This is a genomic window from Halomonas beimenensis, assembly GCF_002549795.1.
GTDB classification, from domain to species: Bacteria; Pseudomonadota; Gammaproteobacteria; order Pseudomonadales; family Halomonadaceae; genus Halomonas; species Halomonas beimenensis.
This window is the reverse complement of sequence record NZ_CP021435.1, coordinates 1,926,592-1,943,890: the sequence shown is the minus strand read 5'-3', so window position 1 is coordinate 1,943,890 and position 17,299 is coordinate 1,926,592. Positions and strand designations below refer to the sequence as shown.

General features: G+C 71.4%; 15 protein-coding genes. 9 read left to right on the top strand and 6 right to left on the bottom strand.

Annotated elements, in window-relative coordinates; all coding sequences use genetic code 11:
• The first annotated feature begins 12 nt into the window (after positions 1-12).
• The 3 genes from pal to BEI_RS09215 are packed head-to-tail and all read left to right on the top strand — an operon-like array spanning position 13 to position 2,147.
• The gene (gene pal / locus BEI_RS09225; protein WP_097789244.1) at positions 13-549 is read left to right on the top strand and encodes a peptidoglycan-associated lipoprotein Pal; all 537 of its coding nucleotides are present in this window, start codon (positions 13-15) and stop codon (positions 547-549) included.
• Positions 550-581: 32 nt separating this feature from the next.
• Entirely contained in the window at positions 582-1,367 is a 786-nt protein-coding gene (gene ybgF / locus BEI_RS09220) for a tol-pal system protein YbgF (protein WP_097789243.1), read from the top strand.
• 18 nt (positions 1,368-1,385) lie between these two features.
• Positions 1,386-2,147, top strand: coding sequence for a YciK family oxidoreductase (locus tag BEI_RS09215; protein ID WP_097789242.1), 762 nt, complete (start codon positions 1,386-1,388; stop codon positions 2,145-2,147).
• Positions 2,148-2,297: 150 nt separating this feature from the next.
• Here the strand turns inward: BEI_RS09215 and BEI_RS09210 are convergent, their stop codons facing one another.
• Complete coding sequence (locus BEI_RS09210) at positions 2,298-2,960, bottom strand: HAD-IA family hydrolase (RefSeq protein WP_097789241.1); 663 nt, start codon at positions 2,958-2,960, stop codon at positions 2,298-2,300.
• A complete protein-coding gene (ubiG, locus tag BEI_RS09205; RefSeq protein ID WP_097789240.1) occupies positions 2,957-3,682 on the bottom strand; it encodes a bifunctional 2-polyprenyl-6-hydroxyphenol methylase/3-demethylubiquinol 3-O-methyltransferase UbiG in 726 nt (241 codons plus the stop codon). The genes BEI_RS09210 and ubiG overlap by 4 nt, the downstream gene beginning before the upstream one ends.
• A gap of 140 nt (positions 3,683-3,822) precedes the next feature.
• Between ubiG and galU the strand changes: the two genes are divergently transcribed.
• Both galU and BEI_RS09195 read left to right on the top strand, forming a co-directional pair.
• A complete protein-coding gene (gene galU / locus BEI_RS09200; RefSeq protein WP_097789239.1) occupies positions 3,823-4,713 on the top strand; it encodes a UTP--glucose-1-phosphate uridylyltransferase GalU in 891 nt (296 codons plus the stop codon).
• Between the two features lie 3 nt (positions 4,714-4,716).
• Positions 4,717-6,009, top strand: coding sequence for a UDP binding domain-containing protein (locus tag BEI_RS09195; RefSeq protein ID WP_097789238.1), 1,293 nt, complete (start codon positions 4,717-4,719; stop codon positions 6,007-6,009).
• A 230-nt stretch (positions 6,010-6,239) separates the two neighbouring features.
• Here the strand turns inward: BEI_RS09195 and BEI_RS09190 are convergent, their stop codons facing one another.
• On the bottom strand, positions 6,240-6,818 hold the full coding sequence (locus BEI_RS09190) for a superoxide dismutase (RefSeq protein WP_097789237.1): 579 nt from the start codon (positions 6,816-6,818) through the stop codon (positions 6,240-6,242).
• 272 nt (positions 6,819-7,090) lie between these two features.
• Between BEI_RS09190 and BEI_RS09185 the strand changes: the two genes are divergently transcribed.
• From BEI_RS09185 to msrA, 4 genes are read left to right on the top strand one after another with little or no spacing between them, the layout of a single operon-like run.
• Positions 7,091-7,906: a hypothetical protein gene (locus BEI_RS09185; RefSeq protein ID WP_097789236.1), complete on the top strand. Its 816-nt coding sequence runs from the start codon at positions 7,091-7,093 to the stop codon at positions 7,904-7,906.
• A 30-nt stretch (positions 7,907-7,936) separates the two neighbouring features.
• Complete coding sequence (tamA, locus tag BEI_RS09180) at positions 7,937-9,790, top strand: autotransporter assembly complex protein TamA (RefSeq protein ID WP_097789235.1); 1,854 nt, start codon at positions 7,937-7,939, stop codon at positions 9,788-9,790.
• Between the two features lie 10 nt (positions 9,791-9,800).
• Positions 9,801-13,766 carry an autotransporter assembly complex protein TamB gene (gene tamB, locus BEI_RS09175; protein WP_227644662.1) on the top strand — a complete coding sequence of 1,322 codons (3,966 nt, stop codon included), beginning with the start codon at positions 9,801-9,803 and terminating at the stop codon, positions 13,764-13,766.
• Positions 13,767-13,789: 23 nt separating this feature from the next.
• A complete protein-coding gene (msrA, locus tag BEI_RS09170) occupies positions 13,790-14,404 on the top strand; it encodes a peptide-methionine (S)-S-oxide reductase MsrA (protein WP_097789233.1) in 615 nt (204 codons plus the stop codon).
• 98 nt (positions 14,405-14,502) lie between these two features.
• Here the strand turns inward: msrA and BEI_RS09165 are convergent, their stop codons facing one another.
• From BEI_RS09165 to BEI_RS09155, 3 genes are all read right to left on the bottom strand, one after another.
• Positions 14,503-15,057 carry a hypothetical protein gene (locus BEI_RS09165; protein ID WP_097789232.1) on the bottom strand — a complete coding sequence of 185 codons (555 nt, stop codon included), beginning with the start codon at positions 15,055-15,057 and terminating at the stop codon, positions 14,503-14,505.
• 282 nt (positions 15,058-15,339) lie between these two features.
• Positions 15,340-16,362 (bottom strand): hydrolase, encoded by a 1,023-nt coding sequence (locus BEI_RS09160; protein WP_097789231.1) that lies wholly within the window; start codon positions 16,360-16,362, stop codon positions 15,340-15,342.
• Entirely contained in the window at positions 16,359-17,279 is a 921-nt protein-coding gene (locus BEI_RS09155) for a LysR family transcriptional regulator (protein WP_097789230.1), read from the bottom strand. The genes BEI_RS09160 and BEI_RS09155 overlap by 4 nt, the downstream gene beginning before the upstream one ends.
• Positions 17,280-17,299 lie beyond the last annotated feature (20 nt).

The following is a 17,299-nucleotide window of genomic DNA, read 5'->3' as shown; positions in this document are numbered from 1 at the left end:
AGGAGTCCTACGATGCAATTCAAGTCTTCTGTCCGCGTCCTGGCCGTCGCCATGTCCCTGGCCGTCCTGGCCGGCTGTTCCAGCACCGGCGGCACCCAGGATGCCGCCATGGATGGCACCGGCGGGGCCGGCAACGGGGTGGGCACCGGCACCGCCGGGGCCGCCCGGGTCAGCGGCAGCGGCCTGGGCGAAGGCGCCGGCCAGATGGCCGGTTCCCGCCTGCCGGAGGTGCGCACCATCTACTTCGCCTACGACAGCGACGCGATCCGGCCCGAGTTCCAGCCGGTGCTGGATGCCCACGCGCGTTTCCTGCGCAGCAATCCCGATGCCAGCGTGATGCTGCAGGGCCACACCGACGAGCGCGGCACCCGAGAGTACAACCTGGCCCTCGGTGAGCGCCGTGCCGGCGCGGTGGAGCGTTTCCTGAGCGTCCAGGGGGTGTCCCCCTCCCAGGTCGAGGTGGTCAGCTACGGCGAGGAGCGCCCCGCCGCCCGAGGCCATAGCGAGGAGGCCTACGCCCAGAACCGTCGGGTGGTCTTCGCCTACTGAACCCGACAGCCAACGAGGGAAGGGAGGACGCGATGAGACCCCGTCTCGGAGCATGGTGCGCCGCGAGCGCCCTGGGCCTGGCCTTGTCCGCGCCCGTGCTGGCCCAGCAGCCGGTGGTGGAGGACCTCACCGACGGCTCGGGCAGCTTCTACGACCAGACCGCCACTCGCGAGCAGGCGGGGGGCAGCCTGGTGCTGTTCAACGAGGTCCAGCGCAACCAGGAGGAGATCCGCCGGTTGCGCGGCCAGGTGGAGGAGCTGCGTTACCAGCTGGAGCAGCTCAAGCGCCAGACCCGCCAGCAATACCTGGACCTGGACGAACGCCTGGGTGCCGGGCCGGCGACCCCGCCTCCCGCGGGTGACACGCCCTCGCAAGAGGCGACCGCGAGCGGCGACGGGGCGGCAGCGCCGGAGCCCGGCAATGGACAGGGCGATGACGAGGCCGGCGTCCGCCAGGCCTACCAGGCGGCCTTCGCCAAGGTCCAGTCCCGCGAGTTCGAGGCGGCCACCGCCGCCTTCGAGGCCTTCATCGCCGACCATCCGGACACCCGGCTGACCGCCAACGCCCATTACTGGCTCGGCGAGCTGCATTCCGCGGCCTCCGAGCTGGACAGGGCCGAGACCGCCTTCCGGCGTGTCCTCGACGACTTCCCCGACAGCAACAAGGTGCCCGACGCCCTCTACAAGCTGGGCCTGCTCAAGGCACGCCAGGGCGACCCGGAAGCCAGCCGCGAGCTGCTCGAGCGGGTTCGGTCGGACTATCCCGACAGCAGCGCCGCGAGCCTCGCCGCCGATTTCCTCCGCCAATCGGGCAACTGATTCCCGCAAGGAGCTTCGATGACCTGCAAGATCGACTATGTGGCCCCCGCGGACCTGCTCCAGGACCGGGTGATCCTGGTGACCGGGGCCGGCGACGGCATCGGGCGCACCGCCGCCCTGACCTTCGCCCGGCACGGCGCCACCGTGATCCTGCTGGGCCGGACCATCGCCAAGCTGGAGGCGGTCTACGACGAGATCGAGGCCGAAGGGCTGCCTCAGCCGGCGATCTTCCCGCTCAACTTCGAGGGCGCCACCCTCAAGGACTTCCACGACATGGCCGAGACCCTGGACAAGGAGTTCGGCCGGCTGGACGGGATCCTGCACAACGCCGGGCTGCTGGGACGGATCACGCCCTTCGAGCAGTACAACCCCGAGCTCTGGGAGCAGGTCATGCAGGTCAACATCAACGGCCCGATCTGGATGACCCAGGCCCTGCTGCCGCTGCTCCAGGCCTCCCCGGATGCCTCGGTGATCTTCACGTCCTCCTCGGTGGGGCGCCGCGGGCGGGCCTACTGGGGCGCCTACTCGGTGTCGAAGTTCGCCACCGAGGGTTTCGTCGAGGTGCTGGCCGACGAGGTCGAGCACCTCGGCACGCTGCGGGTCAACACCCTGAACCCGGGCGGCACCCGGACCGCCATGCGCAAGGCGGCCTATCCGGCGGAGGATCCCATGGCCCTGCGCACGCCCGAGGACATCATGCCCACCTACCTGTGGCTGATGGGGCCGGACAGCCGGGGACACAACGGCGAGAAGTTCGACGCTCAGCCGCCCAAGGGCTGACACTCCGGTTTTCGCTGCGTGATTTCGCCCGCAGGGCGGCACCAAATCGCGCCCTAAAGAGCGCTCCCACGACGGACGGAGAGCGCCGAGCCTGTTCCAGGACCGGCCATCCGTCGAGACGGGCCTCCCGAAGGGGAGGCCCGTCGTGGTTCAGGACGACCGCAGGGCCCGGGTGAGGGCCTCGGCGGTGTCGAACCAGTGATCGGCGGGCCAGGCCCGGTAGTCGTCCTCCTCGGCGAGATAGCCGTAGCCGACCGCCACGGCGGGCATGCCCGCCGCCCGGGCGGCCTGGATGTCGCGCACATGGTCCCCGATGTACCAGCATTCGCCGGCGGCCACGCCCAGTCGCCGCGCGGCTTCCAGGAGGGGGGCCGGATCGGGCTTCTTGACCGGCAGGTCGTCGGCGCACAGCAGGGCGCCCGGGCCGAGGCGCAACGCCTCCACCAGGGGGGCGGCATAGGCCCGGGGCTTGTTGGTGACGATGCCCCAGGGCCGGCCGGCGCCGCCCCAGTCGACGAGCAGACGGTCCAGGGGGGGGAAGACCCGACTGTCCACGGCGACGGCCTCGCCGTAGGCGGCCAGCAGGAAGGCGCGGGCCGCCTCGTGCTCGGGATGGTCGCGCTCGAGGCCCAGCGCCAGGGTCACCAGGACGCTGCCACCGTTGGAGACCTGGGCGCGGATCGCCGGATAGGGCAGGGGAGGCAGCCCGTGATGGGCCCGGAGCGCATTGGTGGCCCGTGCCAGGTCGGGTGCGGTGTCCACCAGGGTGCCGTCCAGGTCGAAGAGCAGGGCGGCGGGGCGAGACACGCTCATGGGGCCTCCCGCCGGCAATGCACCAGGTAGTTGACCGAGACGTCGGTGGCCGAGAGACGATAGCGCCGCGTCAGCGGCTGGTAGGTCAGGCCGTTCTGCTCGCGCACCTCGAGTCCGGCGTCGCGGCACCAGGCGGCGAGTTCCGAAGGGCGGATGAACTTGGCGTAGTCGTGGGTGCCCTTGGGCAGCATGCGCAGCAGGTATTCGGCGCCCAGCACGGCCAGGGCATAGGCCTTGGGGTTGCGATTCAGCGTCGAGAAGAAGACCTGCCCCCCGGGCTTGACCAGCCGCGCGCAGGCGCGGACCACCGAGGCCGGGTCGGGCACATGCTCGAGCATCTCCAGGCAGGTGACGATGTCGAACTCGCCGGGCCGGGCCTCGGCCAGGTCCTCGACGCTGATTCGTCGGTAGTCCACGCTCGCCCCGCTTTCCTCGGCGTGCAGCCGGGCCACGGCCAGCGGCGCCTCGCCCAGGTCGATGCCGGTCACCTCGGCGCCGCGATGGGCCATGGCCTCGGCGAGGATGCCGCCGCCGCAGCCCACGTCCAGCACCCGATGGCCCGCCAGCCCCGCCCGGGCATCGATGAAGTCGAGGCGCAGCGGGTTGATGTCGTGCAGCGGCTTGAACTCGCCCTCCGGGTCCCACCAGCGATGGGCCAGGGCCTCGAACTTGGCGATCTCGGCCTGGTCGACGTTGCCCCCTTGCGACTGGCTTGCCGTCATCTGTCGTCTCCGTTGGTTCGCCGGCCCGCCCGGTGGCAGACGCGGCCTGGTTCGGTATCATGCGCATTCTACTCGTTCCCGCCGCGCCGGCCCATGCCCCCGCGCCCGGGTGACACTCGTGACACGACAGGGACCGCACCATGATTCGCAAGGCCGTTCTGCCCGTCGCCGGCTTCGGCACCCGCTGCCTGCCCGCCTCCAAGGCGATTCCTAAGGAGATGATCACCATCGTGGACCGGCCGGTGATCCAGTACGTGGTGCAGGAAGCCGTCGACGCCGGCATCCGCGACATCGTCCTGGTCACCCATGGCAGCAAGAGCGCCATCGAGAACCACTTCGACAAGCACTTCGAGCTGGAGGCCAGCCTCGAGGCCAAGGGCAAGTGGGAGCTGCTCGAGGAACTGCGCTCCATCGTGCCCGAGGACGTCAACATCATCAGCGTGCGCCAGTCCGAACCCCTGGGCCTGGGGCATGCGGTGCTGTGCGCCCGGCCGGTGGTCGGCGACGAGGAGCCGTTCGCGGTGCTGCTGCCGGACGTGCTGGTCGATGGCGACGCCCCGGCGGGGAACGACCTGGCCGGCATGATCGCCGCCTTCGAGGCCAGCGGGCGCAGCCAGCTGATGGTCGAGGAGGTCGCCCGGGACATGGTGCACAAGTACGGTATCGTGGCCCCCCGGGGCGAGGCCCCGGCCCCGGGCCGGGCCTGCCCCCTCGCCGGGGTCGTCGAGAAGCCGTCCGCGGAGGCGGCGCCCTCGAACCTGGCGGTCATCGGGCGCTACCTGTTGCCGGGCCGGATCTTCGCGCTGCTCGCCGAGACCCCGCCCGGGGCCGGCGACGAGATCCAGCTCACCGACGCCATCGAGACGCTGCGCCGCGAGGAGGGCGTGGACGCCTGGCGGATGAGAGGGCGTACCTACGATTGCGGCCACCAGCTCGGCTACCTGGAGGCGATCCTGGCCTACGGTCGTCGCCATGCGCGCTACGGCCAGGGCTTTCGTGAGCTGCTGACCCGCTACGCCGGCGAGGGCTGAGCCATGCGTGTCCTGGTCCATGGCAGCGAACTGTCCGCGGCCACGGCCGCCGCGGCCCTGGCCTGGGTGGGCCATCGGGTGGTCTGGTGGCCCCATCCCGAGCACGACTGGCCGACGCTGATCGACAGCGCCTGGCTGACCAGCGAGCCCCAACTGATGGCGCGCCTGGAGGAAGGGGAGACCCACGGGCATCTGCGGATACTCGGGGTCGACGAGCCGGTGCCCACCGATGCCGACTTCGAGGTGCTGTGGCTCGCCGTCTCCCCGGGCCAGCGCGAAGATGCCCTGGAGACGGTGAGCCGGCTGTCGGCCGGCCTGTCGGGCGAGGCGGTGCTGATCAACAACTCCACCTTCCCGGTGGGGGGGACCGACGAGCTGGCCCGGCGCCTGGGGCAAGGCCGGCGGGCCGTGGCCCTGGCCGACCTGCTGGAGGCGGGCCGGGCCTGGGACGCCTTCACCCGGCCGGCGCGCTGGCTGCTGGGCTGCGACGATCACGACGCCGAGCGCCGCGTGAGAGAGCTCCTGCGCGCCTTCAATCGCCGCCGGGAAGTCTTCCAGTGCATGCCGCGACGGGCCGCCGAGCTGACCAAGCTGGCCATCAACGGCATGCTGGCGACGCGCATCAGCTACATGAACGAGATCGCCGGCCTGGCCGATACCCTGGGGGTGGACGTCGAGTTCGTGCGTCAGGGCATGGGCGCCGACTCGCGGATCGGCTACGAGTATCTCTATCCCGGCTGCGGCTTCGGCGGCCCCAACTTCTCCCGCGACCTGATGCGGCTGGTCGACGTCCAGTCGGCCAGCGGCCGGCATTCGGCGTTGCTCCACCAGGTGCTCGACATCAACGAGCAGAAGAAGGAGACGCTGTTCCGCAAGCTCTGGGCCCACTACCATGGCCGGCTGGACGGCCTGGTGGTGGCGATCTGGGGCGCCGCCTTCAAGCCGGGCACGGCGCGTATCGACCATGCCCCGGTGCTGACGCTGCTGCGGGCGCTCTGGGCCCAGGGGGTCCGGGTGCGGCTGCATGACCCGGCAGCCACCGGCGCCCTGCGCGACCATGTCGGCGACCATCCCTTGCTCGAGCTCTTCTCGGGCGACCCCGAGGAGGTGCTCGACGGTGCCGATGCCCTGATGCTGGTGACCGAATGGAAGGCCTACTGGAATCCGGACTGGCCGGCCCTGGCCCGTCGGCTCAAGGGGCGGCTGCTGCTGGACGGGCGCAACATCTACGATCCCGGTCACGTGGCCGACATGGGGCTGTACTATCGGGGGATCGGGCGCCGCGCCGATCCCTGAGTCAGCTCGACTTGCTGCTGCGCTCGATATCCTGACCGCAGGCGGTGCCGGGGCGCCGGTCCGATCGAACCCTCATGTAGCAAGCTACACTCCGGTTCTTGCGCTCCGGCGGCGATCAGCCTATCTTCGCTCGCGACGTAAATCGAGGCTGACGCATTAAATGATGGTCCTAAAACAAAAGCGGCCCCGCCGGAAGGCGGGGCCGTTGTCGTACGCCAGTCCGTTCGGGATCAGGCGAAGTTCTGGGCGACGAAGTCCCAGTTGATCAGGTTCCAGATGTTCTCCAGGTACTTCGGACGGGCGTTGCGGTAGTCGATGTAGTAGGCGTGCTCCCACACGTCGATGGTCAGCAGCGGGGTCTGATCGTGGGCGATCGGAGTGTCGGCGTTGCTGGTGTTGACGATGTCGACGCCGCCGTCGTCGGTCTTGATCAGCCATGTCCAGCCGGAACCGAAGTTGCCTGCCGCCTGGGCGTTGAAGGTCTCCTTGAACTTCTCGAAGGAGCCGAACTTGGCGTTGATGGCGTCGGCCAGGGCGCCGCTCGGCTCGCCGCCGCCGTTCGGGGACAGGCAGTGCCAGTAGAAGGTGTGGTTCCAGACCTGGGCCGCCTGGTTGAACAGGCCGCCGGAGGAGGACTTGATGATCTCCTCCAGGGACTTGTTGGCGTTGTCGGTGCCGTCGGTCAGCTCGTTGAGCTTGGTGACGTAGGCTTGGTGGTGCTTGCCGTAGTGGTATTCCAGGGTCTCGGCGGAGATGTGCGGTTCCAGGGCATTCTTCTCGTACGGCAGGGCGGGCAGTTCGAAAGCCATTTCGTTTCTCCTCGTCGTCAGTGTCGGGTCGGCGACCCATGGTGAGTCAGTCCGCGAGGGAAGCGCAAGGTCTCTGACGGCCTCCGTTGGCCATGCCCCGTTCGCTCCCTCGACAAAAAACCGTACACTATCAGCATGCTGTGCCATTGGGTCACGGCATCATATCACCCGGTTCCGGGGCCGCCAATTCCGATCGTCGGACTCGGACTTAGGGTAGCGCATCCGCGACATCGCCGGCCGGAAGCCGTCACGAACAGAGCAAGGAGACCTCCATGGCAGAGCGCCCGGAAGACAGCCGGTACCCCCGACCGATCGTTCCGGACCCGGATGCCAGCCTGACCGGCCATCACCGGCCGCCGCCTCCCCCTCGGGGCCGCCTCTGGCCGTTATGGTGCCTGATCCTGCTGCTGGTGGTCGGCCTCGCCGGGCTCACGGCCGCGGGCTGGCTGGAACGCCAGCGGCTGGAGGCGCGCCTGGCCCGTCTCGGCGGCGAGGTCTCCAACGTGCATGCCCGTTTCGACGCCGAGCAAGGCCGCGGCGAGGCCCTCGCCTCGATCCAGGCGCGGCTCGAGGCGCTGGAGACCCTGGAGCAGGATATCGCCGCCCGGGTCGACCAGCGCCTCCAGACGTGGCAGGCGGAGCACCTCGCGGCGCTGGCCGATGCCCAGTCGGAGCTCGGCGCCCGGGTGGCGACCCTGGCCGAGGACAGCGAGGTCCACGCCGCCACCCTGGCGGCGGTCCGGGACTCCCTGGACGCCCTCGAGGCGGTGGGGCACGAGGGCCGGGCCGCCCTGGACGAACGCCTGGCGACCCTGGAGTCCTCCCTCGGCGCCGTGACGCAGCGGCTCGACGGCCTGGCCGAGCGTCTGGGCCGCCAACGCGAGACGATCGACGAGCGGATGGCCGGGCTGGAGACCGCGCTGACGAGGCTCGAAGGCAACGTTGAAGACCAGGCCGGCTCGGGCGATGATGCCCGGGAGCGGGTGGCCATCCTGGAGCGTCGCCTCGCCGAGATGCAGGCCGAGCTACGCGAGGTGCGTCAGTCGCAACTGGCCCTGAGCGCCCGGCTCGAGGCCCTGCGGCCATGACAGGAAGTCAGCCAGGAAGTCGTCGAACCCATGCATGATCGCCTCTTGCCCCGCCTCGGGGCCAGCCTGCTGGTCGCGTCCCTGGCGGGGCCCTGCCTGGCCCTCGACGCCCGCATCGAGGGCATCGAGGGCGACCCCGCCGAGAACCTCGAGGTCTACCTCGCCGACCTGGACGCCTCCGCCTACGGCCGGGAGCGCCTGGAGGCGGAAGTGCGCCGCCTGAGCCTGGAGGCCCTGCGGGTCTATGGTTACTACGAGCCCCGCCTGCGACTGCGCTTCGACGATCCCGAATCGCCCACGGAGGTCACCCTGGTCGTCGAACCCGGCGAACCGGTACGCATCGAGAGCCTGGATTTCCGCCTCGCCGGCGAGGCCGCGGAGGATCCGCCGTTCGGCGAGGCCATCGCGGCCTACCCCCAGGCGGAGGGCGATATCCTTCGCCATGCGCCCTTCGACGCCCTGCGCAGCCGGCTGGCCGGCCTGGCCCTGGAGCGTGGCTACTTCGACTGGCGGTTCACCGAACGCCGACTGGAGGTGAGGCCCTGGGCGCACAGCGCCCGGCTTTCCCTGGCCCTGGACAGCGGCCCGCGCCACCGCTTCGGCGACATCCGCTTCCGTGGCCACCATATCGAGACCGATCGCCTCGAGGCCTTGGCGCCCTTCGAAGAGGGCGAGCCTTACCTGGCCCGCCGGATCGCCACCTTCAACCAGCGACTCGGCCAGACCGAGTGGTTCGCCTCGGTCAGCGTACGACCGCGGCTCGACGACGACATGCGCCGCCTGGCCCTGCCGGCATCGCCGCGGGGCTTCCTGTCGGCCCTGGACGCGAGGGGGGACGCGAACCCCCCGGCGGCCCCCCGGCTGACGGTAGAGGCCCTGACCGCGGCCGCGAGCGTCCAGGCCTCGCCGATGCCCCGGGTGCCCATCGAGGTGACGGTGACCCCCGCCGACCGTCACCAGTTCGAGCTCGGCCTGGGTTTCGCCACCGACGTCGGCCCCCGAGCCCGGTTCGCCTGGCATCAGCCCTGGGTCAACCGGTTCGGCCACGGCCTGGAGCATGATCTCTACGTCTCGGACCCGGAGCAGCGGTTGAGCGGCCGCTACGAGATGCCCCTGGAGAATCCGCTGCGGGACAGCTACCGGCTCCAGTATGGCCTGCGGCACAAGGACAACGAGGATACCCGGACGCTGGAGGCGACCACGGAGATCGGCCGACGCTGGACGTTCGACAACGGTTGGGAGCAGCTCGTCTACCTGCGCGGCACCTTCGAGGACTTCACCCAGGCCGCCGAAAGCAATCAGGTGGTGCTGCTCTACCCCGGGGTGCGCTGGTCGCGTACCCGCTCGCGGCAACCCACCTTCCCCACCTGGGGGGATCGCCAGCGCTTCACCCTGCAGTACTCCAGCGAACTCTGGGGCTCCTCGGCCGAGTTCGTGCGCTTCGACGGCGACACCCAATGGATCCGCATGCTGGGCGACGCCAATCGCTTCATCGGCCGAGTGGGGCTCGGCACCATCGTCACCGACGACTTCGCCGATGTCCCGCCCTCGCTGCGTTTCTTCACCGGCGGCGACAACAGCGTCCGGGGCTATGCCTACGAATCGCTCTCGCCCAGGGACGAGAACGGCGAGCTGATCGGCGGCGAACAGCGCCTGGTCGATCGCGTCGAGGCTCAGCGCCGCCTGACCGGCAAGTGGTGGCTGGCAGGCTTCGTGGACGTGGGGGACGCCTTCACCGACTGGTGGCCACAGGACCTCAATACCGGGGCCGGCCTGGGTATCCGCTGGATCTCCCCGGTGGGCCCGATCCGGTTCGACGTCGCCCATCCCTTCGATCATGAGGATGCCTTCCGCCTCCACTTCGCCATCGGCCCGGAATTCTGAGGTTGCCATCGTGAGAGTCCGCCGCCTGAGCTGGGCCCTGGCCCGGTTGCTGATCCTCCTGCCGCTGTGGTGCCTGGGCCTGGTCCTGCTGGTCCTGGGCCTGGCACTGTCGCCCTGGGGCACCGGCTGGCTCCTCGATCGGGGCGAGCGCCTGGGGCTCTACGAGCTGGAGGCCGTCGAGGGTGCTCCCCTGGATACCCTGGTGCTCGAGGGCTTCCGCCTGGAAGCCGGCCCCGCCCTGGTCGCCGTCTCGCGACTCGAGCTGGCCTGGGCCGAGGACTGCCTGCTCGAGGGCCGCCTGTGTCTGGACCGGCTGGCCGTGGAGGGGGCGAGGCTCCGGCTCTCCCGGGGCGACGCCGTCCCCGAGGAGCCGGAGACGACCACGACGCCCGGGGGACCGATCCGGCTCCCCTTCCCGGTGGCGCTGCGCGAACTGCTGCTGCAGGACGTGGAGGTTCGCCTCGCCGACGGGACCCGGCTGCGCTGGGCTTCCTTCTCCAGCGGCGCCGAGGCGAGCGACGCCACCCTGACGCTCTCGCCCACCCGCCTCGAGGGACTGCGCCTGACGCTGCCGCTGTCGCCGGGCAACCGGCTGGCCCTGAGCGAGGCCGAGAGCGCCGAGGCGCCGCTCACCGCCGCCGCCATCGACGCCGCCGTGGCGGTGCGCTCTCCCTTGCCCAGCCGGGTCGCCCCGGCCGTGGAGGGCATGACCGATCGACCCCTGGACGAACGTCCGCGCCTGTCCCTGCCCGAGATCACCCTGCCGCTGGCGGTGGAGGTGCCGAGCCTGAGGATCGTGGATGCGGCGGTGGAGGGGACCATGGCCTATGTCGTCGATCGGCTTCACCTCGCCGTCACCGCCCGCGGCCAGCGGGTGGCCATCCACCCCCTGGCGGTGGCCAGCCGCGAAGCCGACGCCGAGCTCGAGGCCGAGGTGACCCTGAGCGGCGACTATCCGCTCCAGGCCAGGCTGGCCGCCGACTTCTACCTGCCGGAACGCCTGCCCGCCCTGGCGGGCCAACGGCTCGAGCTCGCCCTGAACGGCAGCCTCGCCGAGCTCGAGGCGACCCTGACCGCCACCGGTCCGGTCGAGGCCGAGCTGGCCGCCCGGGTCGATGTCCTGGATCCGGCCCTGCCGTTCTCCGCCAGCCTGATGAGCCCGGGCGTCCAGTGGCCCTTGACCGAACGCGAGGCGGGGACCGGGGCCGCCTCGGGCCCGGATCCCTGGCGAGTCGAGGCGCTGTCGCTCGAGGCCGAGGGGCGGCTCACCGACTATCGGGTCCGCCTCGCCCTGAGCGCCGAAGGCCCCTCCCTGCCACCCACGGATCTCGCCTTGACCGGGCAGGGCAACCTGCACCGCTTCGACTGGGCGCCCCTGAGCCTGGTCACGGGCGAGGGCAGTGCCACCAGCCAGGGGCGGATCGACTGGACCGATGCCTTGACCGTGTCGGCCCGGCTGGCCGTCGAGGCGCTCGACCCGGGGCGTTTCGTGGAGGGACTCGACGGTCGCCTGGACGGCGAGGCGGAGCTCGCCTTCGCCCAGACCCCCGATGGATGGCGACTCGGCGTCCCCCGGCTCGCCGTGGACGGTGAGCTCGCCGACCAGCCGTTCTCCCTCGCCGGCCGCCTCTCCGGCGACAGCGGCATGCGCTGGTGGATCGAGGACCTGCGTCTGCGCCAGGGCGACAATCGCCTGCTGGCCACCGGCGAGGTGGCCCGCCAGCGCCTGGCCATCGACGCCGAGCTCGACCTGCCGCGGCTGGCCAGCCTGTATCCCGGCCTGGCCGGGAGCGTGGCCGGCGATGTCCGTGCCGCGGGCAGCTTCGCCAGCCCCGAGCTGGATCTCGCACTGGAGGCGGACGGCCTGGCCTTCGCCGAGCACCGGCTGGAGCGGCTGCGCCTGGACGGGCGCATCGCCGGGCTCGATGATCCCCGACTGGACCTGACCCTGGCGGCCACAGGGATCGAGACGGGGGGGCAGGCGTTCGAGACCGTCGACCTGGGGCTCGAGGGTCGGCTCTCCGATCACCGCCTGAGCCTGGCGATCGATGGCCGAGCCGATGGCCTGCTGTCGCGGCTGGCCCTGGCGCTCGAGGGGGGGCTCGGCACCGACCGGGAGGCCTATCGGGCCCGCCTGGCCCCCGTGGAGGCCACCACCGCCTACGGCACCCTGGCCGTCCGCGAGGCGATCGAGCTCGAGGCCGATCTCGGCGAGGCCTCGGCAAGCCTCCAGCCCTTCTGCCTCGTCCGCGCCGAGGGCGGGGCCCTGTGCCTGGAGGAAACGCTGGAGGCGTCCGCCCAGGCCGGCAGCGCCGTGCTCTCGATCCAGGCGCTGCCCATGGACATCCTGGCCGAGGCGTTGCCGCCGGGCTGGCGGATCGAGGGGCGCAACGACGGCGAGGTGCAGGCGAGCTGGTCCCGCGGCGGGGCCGCCTGGCAGGCCGAGGCCCGCCTGGACAGTCAGGCCGAGATCGCCGGCGAGGACGCCTACGGCGAGCGATGGACCGTGCCGGGGACCGGCCTGGCCCTCGACGCCCGCGCCAACCAGGACGCGGCGGAGATCGACGCCACGATCACCTTCGGTGACAGCGGCCGGGTGCGTCTGGCGCTGGGGGTGGACGATCCCCTGGACGCCGGGGGCCTGGACGGCCGCGTGGAACTCGTGGATCTGCAGCTGTCCCCCTATCGGCCGCTGATCGCCGGGGTGGAGGCGCTGGAAGGCGTCCTGGAGGGGGAGGTGAGGATCACCGGCGACCGGGCGAGGCCCCGGCTGGCGGGAGAGCTCGAACTCGCCGGCCTGCGCGCGTCGGGCCTCGATCTGCCACTCTCGGTGCAAGACGGTCGCCTCGGGGTGCGCCTCGCCGGCGATCGAGCCGACATCGCCGGGTTCCTGACCACCCGGGAGGGCCGCCTGGACATCGAGGGCGAGGCCCGCTGGCCGGCGGCCGAGGCCTGGCAGGCCAGCGTCGCGCTGCGCGGCACGGAGCGCCCGCTGCAGGCGGCCCTGCCAGGCTTCGGGCAGCTGCGGCTGGCCCCGGACCTGTCGATCCGCGCGACCCCGGAGCGCCTGCGCATTCGCGGCGAGGTCGGCATCCCCTGGGCCCGCCTCGAGGTGGGCCAGGTGCCCGCCTCGGCGGTCTCCCCGAGTCCGGACGAGGTCGTCCTCACCCGGGAGGAGGTCGAGGGGCGAGGCGCCGACGGCAAGCCGGGGGAGACCACCGCGGCGGCCATGGAACGCGCCGGCATGGCCATGGACCTGCGCATCACCCTGGTGCTGGGCCCGGACATGCGGTTGGAGGCCTATGGCCTGGAAACCGACCTGGCCGGCCGGCTGGAGGTGCGTCAGGCGGGCGGGCCCCTGCAGCTGTTCGGTGACGTCAATCTCCAGGACGGTCGCTTCCGGGCGTTCGGCCAGGACCTGATCATCCGCGAGGGGATCCTCTATTTCAGCGGCCCGCCGGACCAGCCGCTGCTGGACTTCGAGGCCATCCGCAACCCGGAGGCGACCCAGGACGGCGTGATCGCCGGCCTGCTGGTCTCCGGCCCGGCCTCGGGGCCGAGCCTGGAGGTCTTCTCCGAGCCGGCCATGGACGAGGCCAGGGCCCTGTCCTACGTGCTGCGGGGGCGGGCGCCGGACGATACCGGAGGAGCCGACGGCGCCCTGACCTCCGCCTTGATCGGCATGACCCTGGGGCAGGCCGGCGGCGCCGTGGGCGCCATCGGCGAGGCCTTCGGCATCCAGGACCTGAGCCTCGAGACCGCGGGCAGCGGCGAGGAGAGCCAGGTGGTGGTGACGGGGAACCTCACCGACCGCTTGAGTGTCGGCTATGGCGTCGGGGTCTTCTCGCCCATCGCCGAGCTGACGCTGCGCTACAAGCTGTGGCGCAATCTCTACCTGGAGGCGGTGTCCGGTGCCTCACAGGCGGTGGACCTCATCTACACCTTCAGCCTGCCGGGCAATCCCCCCGATCCCTGACACCACGACGCGAGGACGAACCGATGCCTGCATCTCCCCCCCATGCCCCCGAGGGACGCGACACCCCGATGGCCGTCAGTGGCGTTCATGCGGTCAATGGACGTCCCATGACGCCGCCCTGGCCGGCCGGCCTGGAAGAGATCGTGCTCGGCCTGGGGTGTTTCTGGGGCGCCGAGCGACTGTTCTGGCAGCTACCCGGGGTGCACGTCACCGCCGTGGGGTATGCCGGCGGAGTGACGCCGAACCCCAGCTACCGGGAAACCTGCACGGGACGCACCGGCCATGCCGAGGTCGTGCGGGTGGTCTTCGATCCTGCCGTGATCGACCTGGAGACCTTGCTGCGGCACTTTTGGGAGGCCCATGACCCGACCCAGGGCGACCGTCAGGGCAACGACGTCGGCCCCCAGTACCGCTCGATCATTCTCACCACCTCCACCGCCCAGCGCGAGGCCGCCACCCGCAGCCGCGACGCCTACGCCGAGGCCCTGGCTCGAGCCGGACGGGGGCCGATCACCACCGAGATCGCCCCGCTCGAGACCTTCTACTATGCGGAGGAATACCACCAGCAGTACCTGGCCAAGAACCCCGGCGGCTACTGCGGCCTCAGGGGCACCGGCGTCAGCTGTCCGATCGGCTGACCCGGGCCCGGCCGCCGCCTGCGGCGGACATCGCCCGGCGACCGAATGGCGCCATGCCCCGGCGCTCCCCGCATGATGGCGCGATGCGCGCCCGGGAGTCAGGCGTCGGGGTTCCGTCGGCGGCGGTGGGGGGCGACGCTGCCCAGGGGCCGGTGGAGCGCGTTCAGTCCCTGGCGAGTTTCCTCCAGCAGCCGGCAGTGCGCCCGAGCCTGCTCGATGAAGGTATCCAGCAGCAGATCCAGCCCCGAGGCGGCGCTGCCTCTCCGGACGCGGTCATAGAACCGCCGGGTGCGGCCTTCCTCCAGCAGGCTGCAGCGCAACGCCTGCCGCGCCGTCGTCTCGTCGAGAATGAAGAAGTGGCCGAGTCCCTCCGCGCCGGGCGGAGGTGACCCGCCCGGCATCGCCCACGCCTCCGGTGCCCGCCCCGTGAGGACCTCGTTCAAGGCCAGGAGCCGCTGGCGACTCTCCTCGCCAAGGGCCTGCATCAGTCGGCTCAGGCCGGCATGAAAGGTCAGCAGGCGCAAGGCGCGCCAGCGATAGGCCACCTGCAGCCGATGTTCATGGTCCCGTGCGAGCCTCAGGAGGTCCTCGGCCAGCAGGACCTCGGGATGCTCGCCGACAGCGCGACCCAGTTCTCGACTCGAGATCCCCAAGGCACGTCCCCCATGGTGTCGTTCGGCCCGGGGCAGTCCGGGCTCCTGTTGTGTTCGGGCCGAGGCCCGCCTCGCGGCGCCTCGCTTCCGAGCCAGCCTAGGGGGATCGGCCGGGCGGGGGCGACAACATGGGTTATCAACCCGGCAAGCTTTCGGGTCGGGGGGATCGCGGCACCGGAACCTGCCGCGACGGGGGGCAGGCCGGGAGGACCATCGAATGGATCAGCCTGAACGCTTCGATTCCCGGCTCAACACGACGGATGCGACTCGTTCGGACAGGGATCAGTCGGGGGACGCCAGGCGGGGCGAGGTGGGCCAGAGGGACGTTCGCCAGGCATCGAGCTGCTGGACGACCCGCCGGGGCAGCCAGTGGCCGAGTCGCCCCCGTCGGCCTTCCACGAACCCCACATGGCCACCATGGGGCGCGGTCTCCAGCCGGACCCCCGGCCCCAGCGACAGGGCGTCGTACATGCCCGGCGGCATGAAGGGGTCGTCCTCGGCATGCAGGATCAGCGTCGGCAGGTCCAGCTCCGCAAGTCGCGGGCCGGCCGAGGCACGGCGATAGTAGTCGGCGGCATCGGCGAAGCCGTGCAGGGGGGCGGTCACGGCGTCGTCGTAATCGCGCAGGGTGGCAAGGCCGGACAGCGCGGCCGGGGAGAGCGCCAGCGGCAGCTCCCCGGCGGCGAGCCGGGGGGCCATCTTGGCCTTGAGCGAGGCCAGCAGATGGCGTTGGTAGAGGCGGGCGAAGCCCCGGTTCAGGGTGTCGGCGCAGCCGGCGAGGTCGACCGGCGGGGCGATGGCGATGGCCCCGACGAGTCCCGCCGCCTCGTCGGCGTCCTCGGCGGGCAGCTTGAGCAGCATGTTCGCGCCCAACGACACGCCACAGGCCACCCGAGGGGCGCGGGGATAGCGACGCGCCAGGCGGGTGAGCAGCCAGTGGGCATCGGCGGTATCGCCGCTGTGATAGGCCCGAGGGCGGCGATTGGGGCGCCGGCCACAGCCGCGAAAGTGCATGACCAGGGCCCGGCATCCCTGACGATGCGCCGCTTCCAGCAGGTGTCGGGCATAGGGGGAGTCCACCGATCCCTCCAGGCCGTGGAAGAGCACGAACACCGGCGCCGAGGCCGCCGTCGGCGCCGGGGCGACCCAGGCGAGCTCGACGACGTCCCCATCGGGCAGGGGCAGTTCCTCGCGAACCAGCTCGAGGGACGGACAGCCCAGCAGCCGGGGCAGCAGGGTCTGGACGTGGCGGTTGGCAAGCCCCGGCGGCGCCTGGAAGCTCGCGGGATGACGGCCGGGCATCATGGACCGACGGACTCCGCCGGGGCGAGCCGGGCCCAGAGCGCCTCCACCGCCGGGTGGGGGTTGCCCCGATGACGATAGAGGCGGATCTCCAACGGAACCTCCCAGCGCCGACCGCCGGCGCGCACCAGCTCACCCGCGTCCAGGGCTGCCTGGACGGAGCGCCGGGGCAGCCAGCCCAGGCCATAGCCGAGGCCGACCAGCTCCCGGATGTTGCCGCTCTGGACGCTCTCGTTGAGCACGCTGAAGGTCGGCAGTTCCCCCAACCGGGCCAGGTGGGCCCGGATCGTCTGGTCTATCAGCCCGCGGGGGTGGTAGGCGATGAGCGGCAGCGGGCGTCGCCCGGCGTCCTCCAGCGAGAAGCGGGGGCGGCCATCGGCGTCGGGCAGGCAGACGGGGATCAGCCGCTCTTCATCCAGGCACAGCGACTCCAGCCCCTCGGTGTCCAGGGCGAGGGGGCAGGGGCCGACCGGCCAGTAGCAGAGCGCCAGGTCGCATTCGTTGCGTCCCAGCGCCTGGACGTAGTCGTCCATCAGCCAGCCGGTGGCGCGCAGGTAGGGAGTCACCGGCGGCGCCGGGTCGAGCTCGCGCAGCCAGTCCGGGAGGAAGTTGGCCAGCAGGCTCTGGGGGGCGGCCAGCCGGATGCGATTGGCGTTGGCCTCCGCCAGCTGGCCGAGGCGTTCCCGCGTGGTGGCCACCCGCCGGGTGACGTCCTGGCAGAGCGCCAGGAACTCCTCGCCCGCCGGCGTCAACGACAGGGGCAGGGTCTGGCGGTTGATCAGGGTGGCGCCCATCTCCTCCTCCAGCAGCTTGATGCGCCGCGAGAAGGTCGGCTGGGTGACGTTCTGGTCTTCCGCCGCCCGTGAGAAGTGGCGGGTACGGGCCAGGGCGATGAAGTCTTCCAGCCAGCGTAGTTCCATGTCAGCCCTCGTGCCGTATC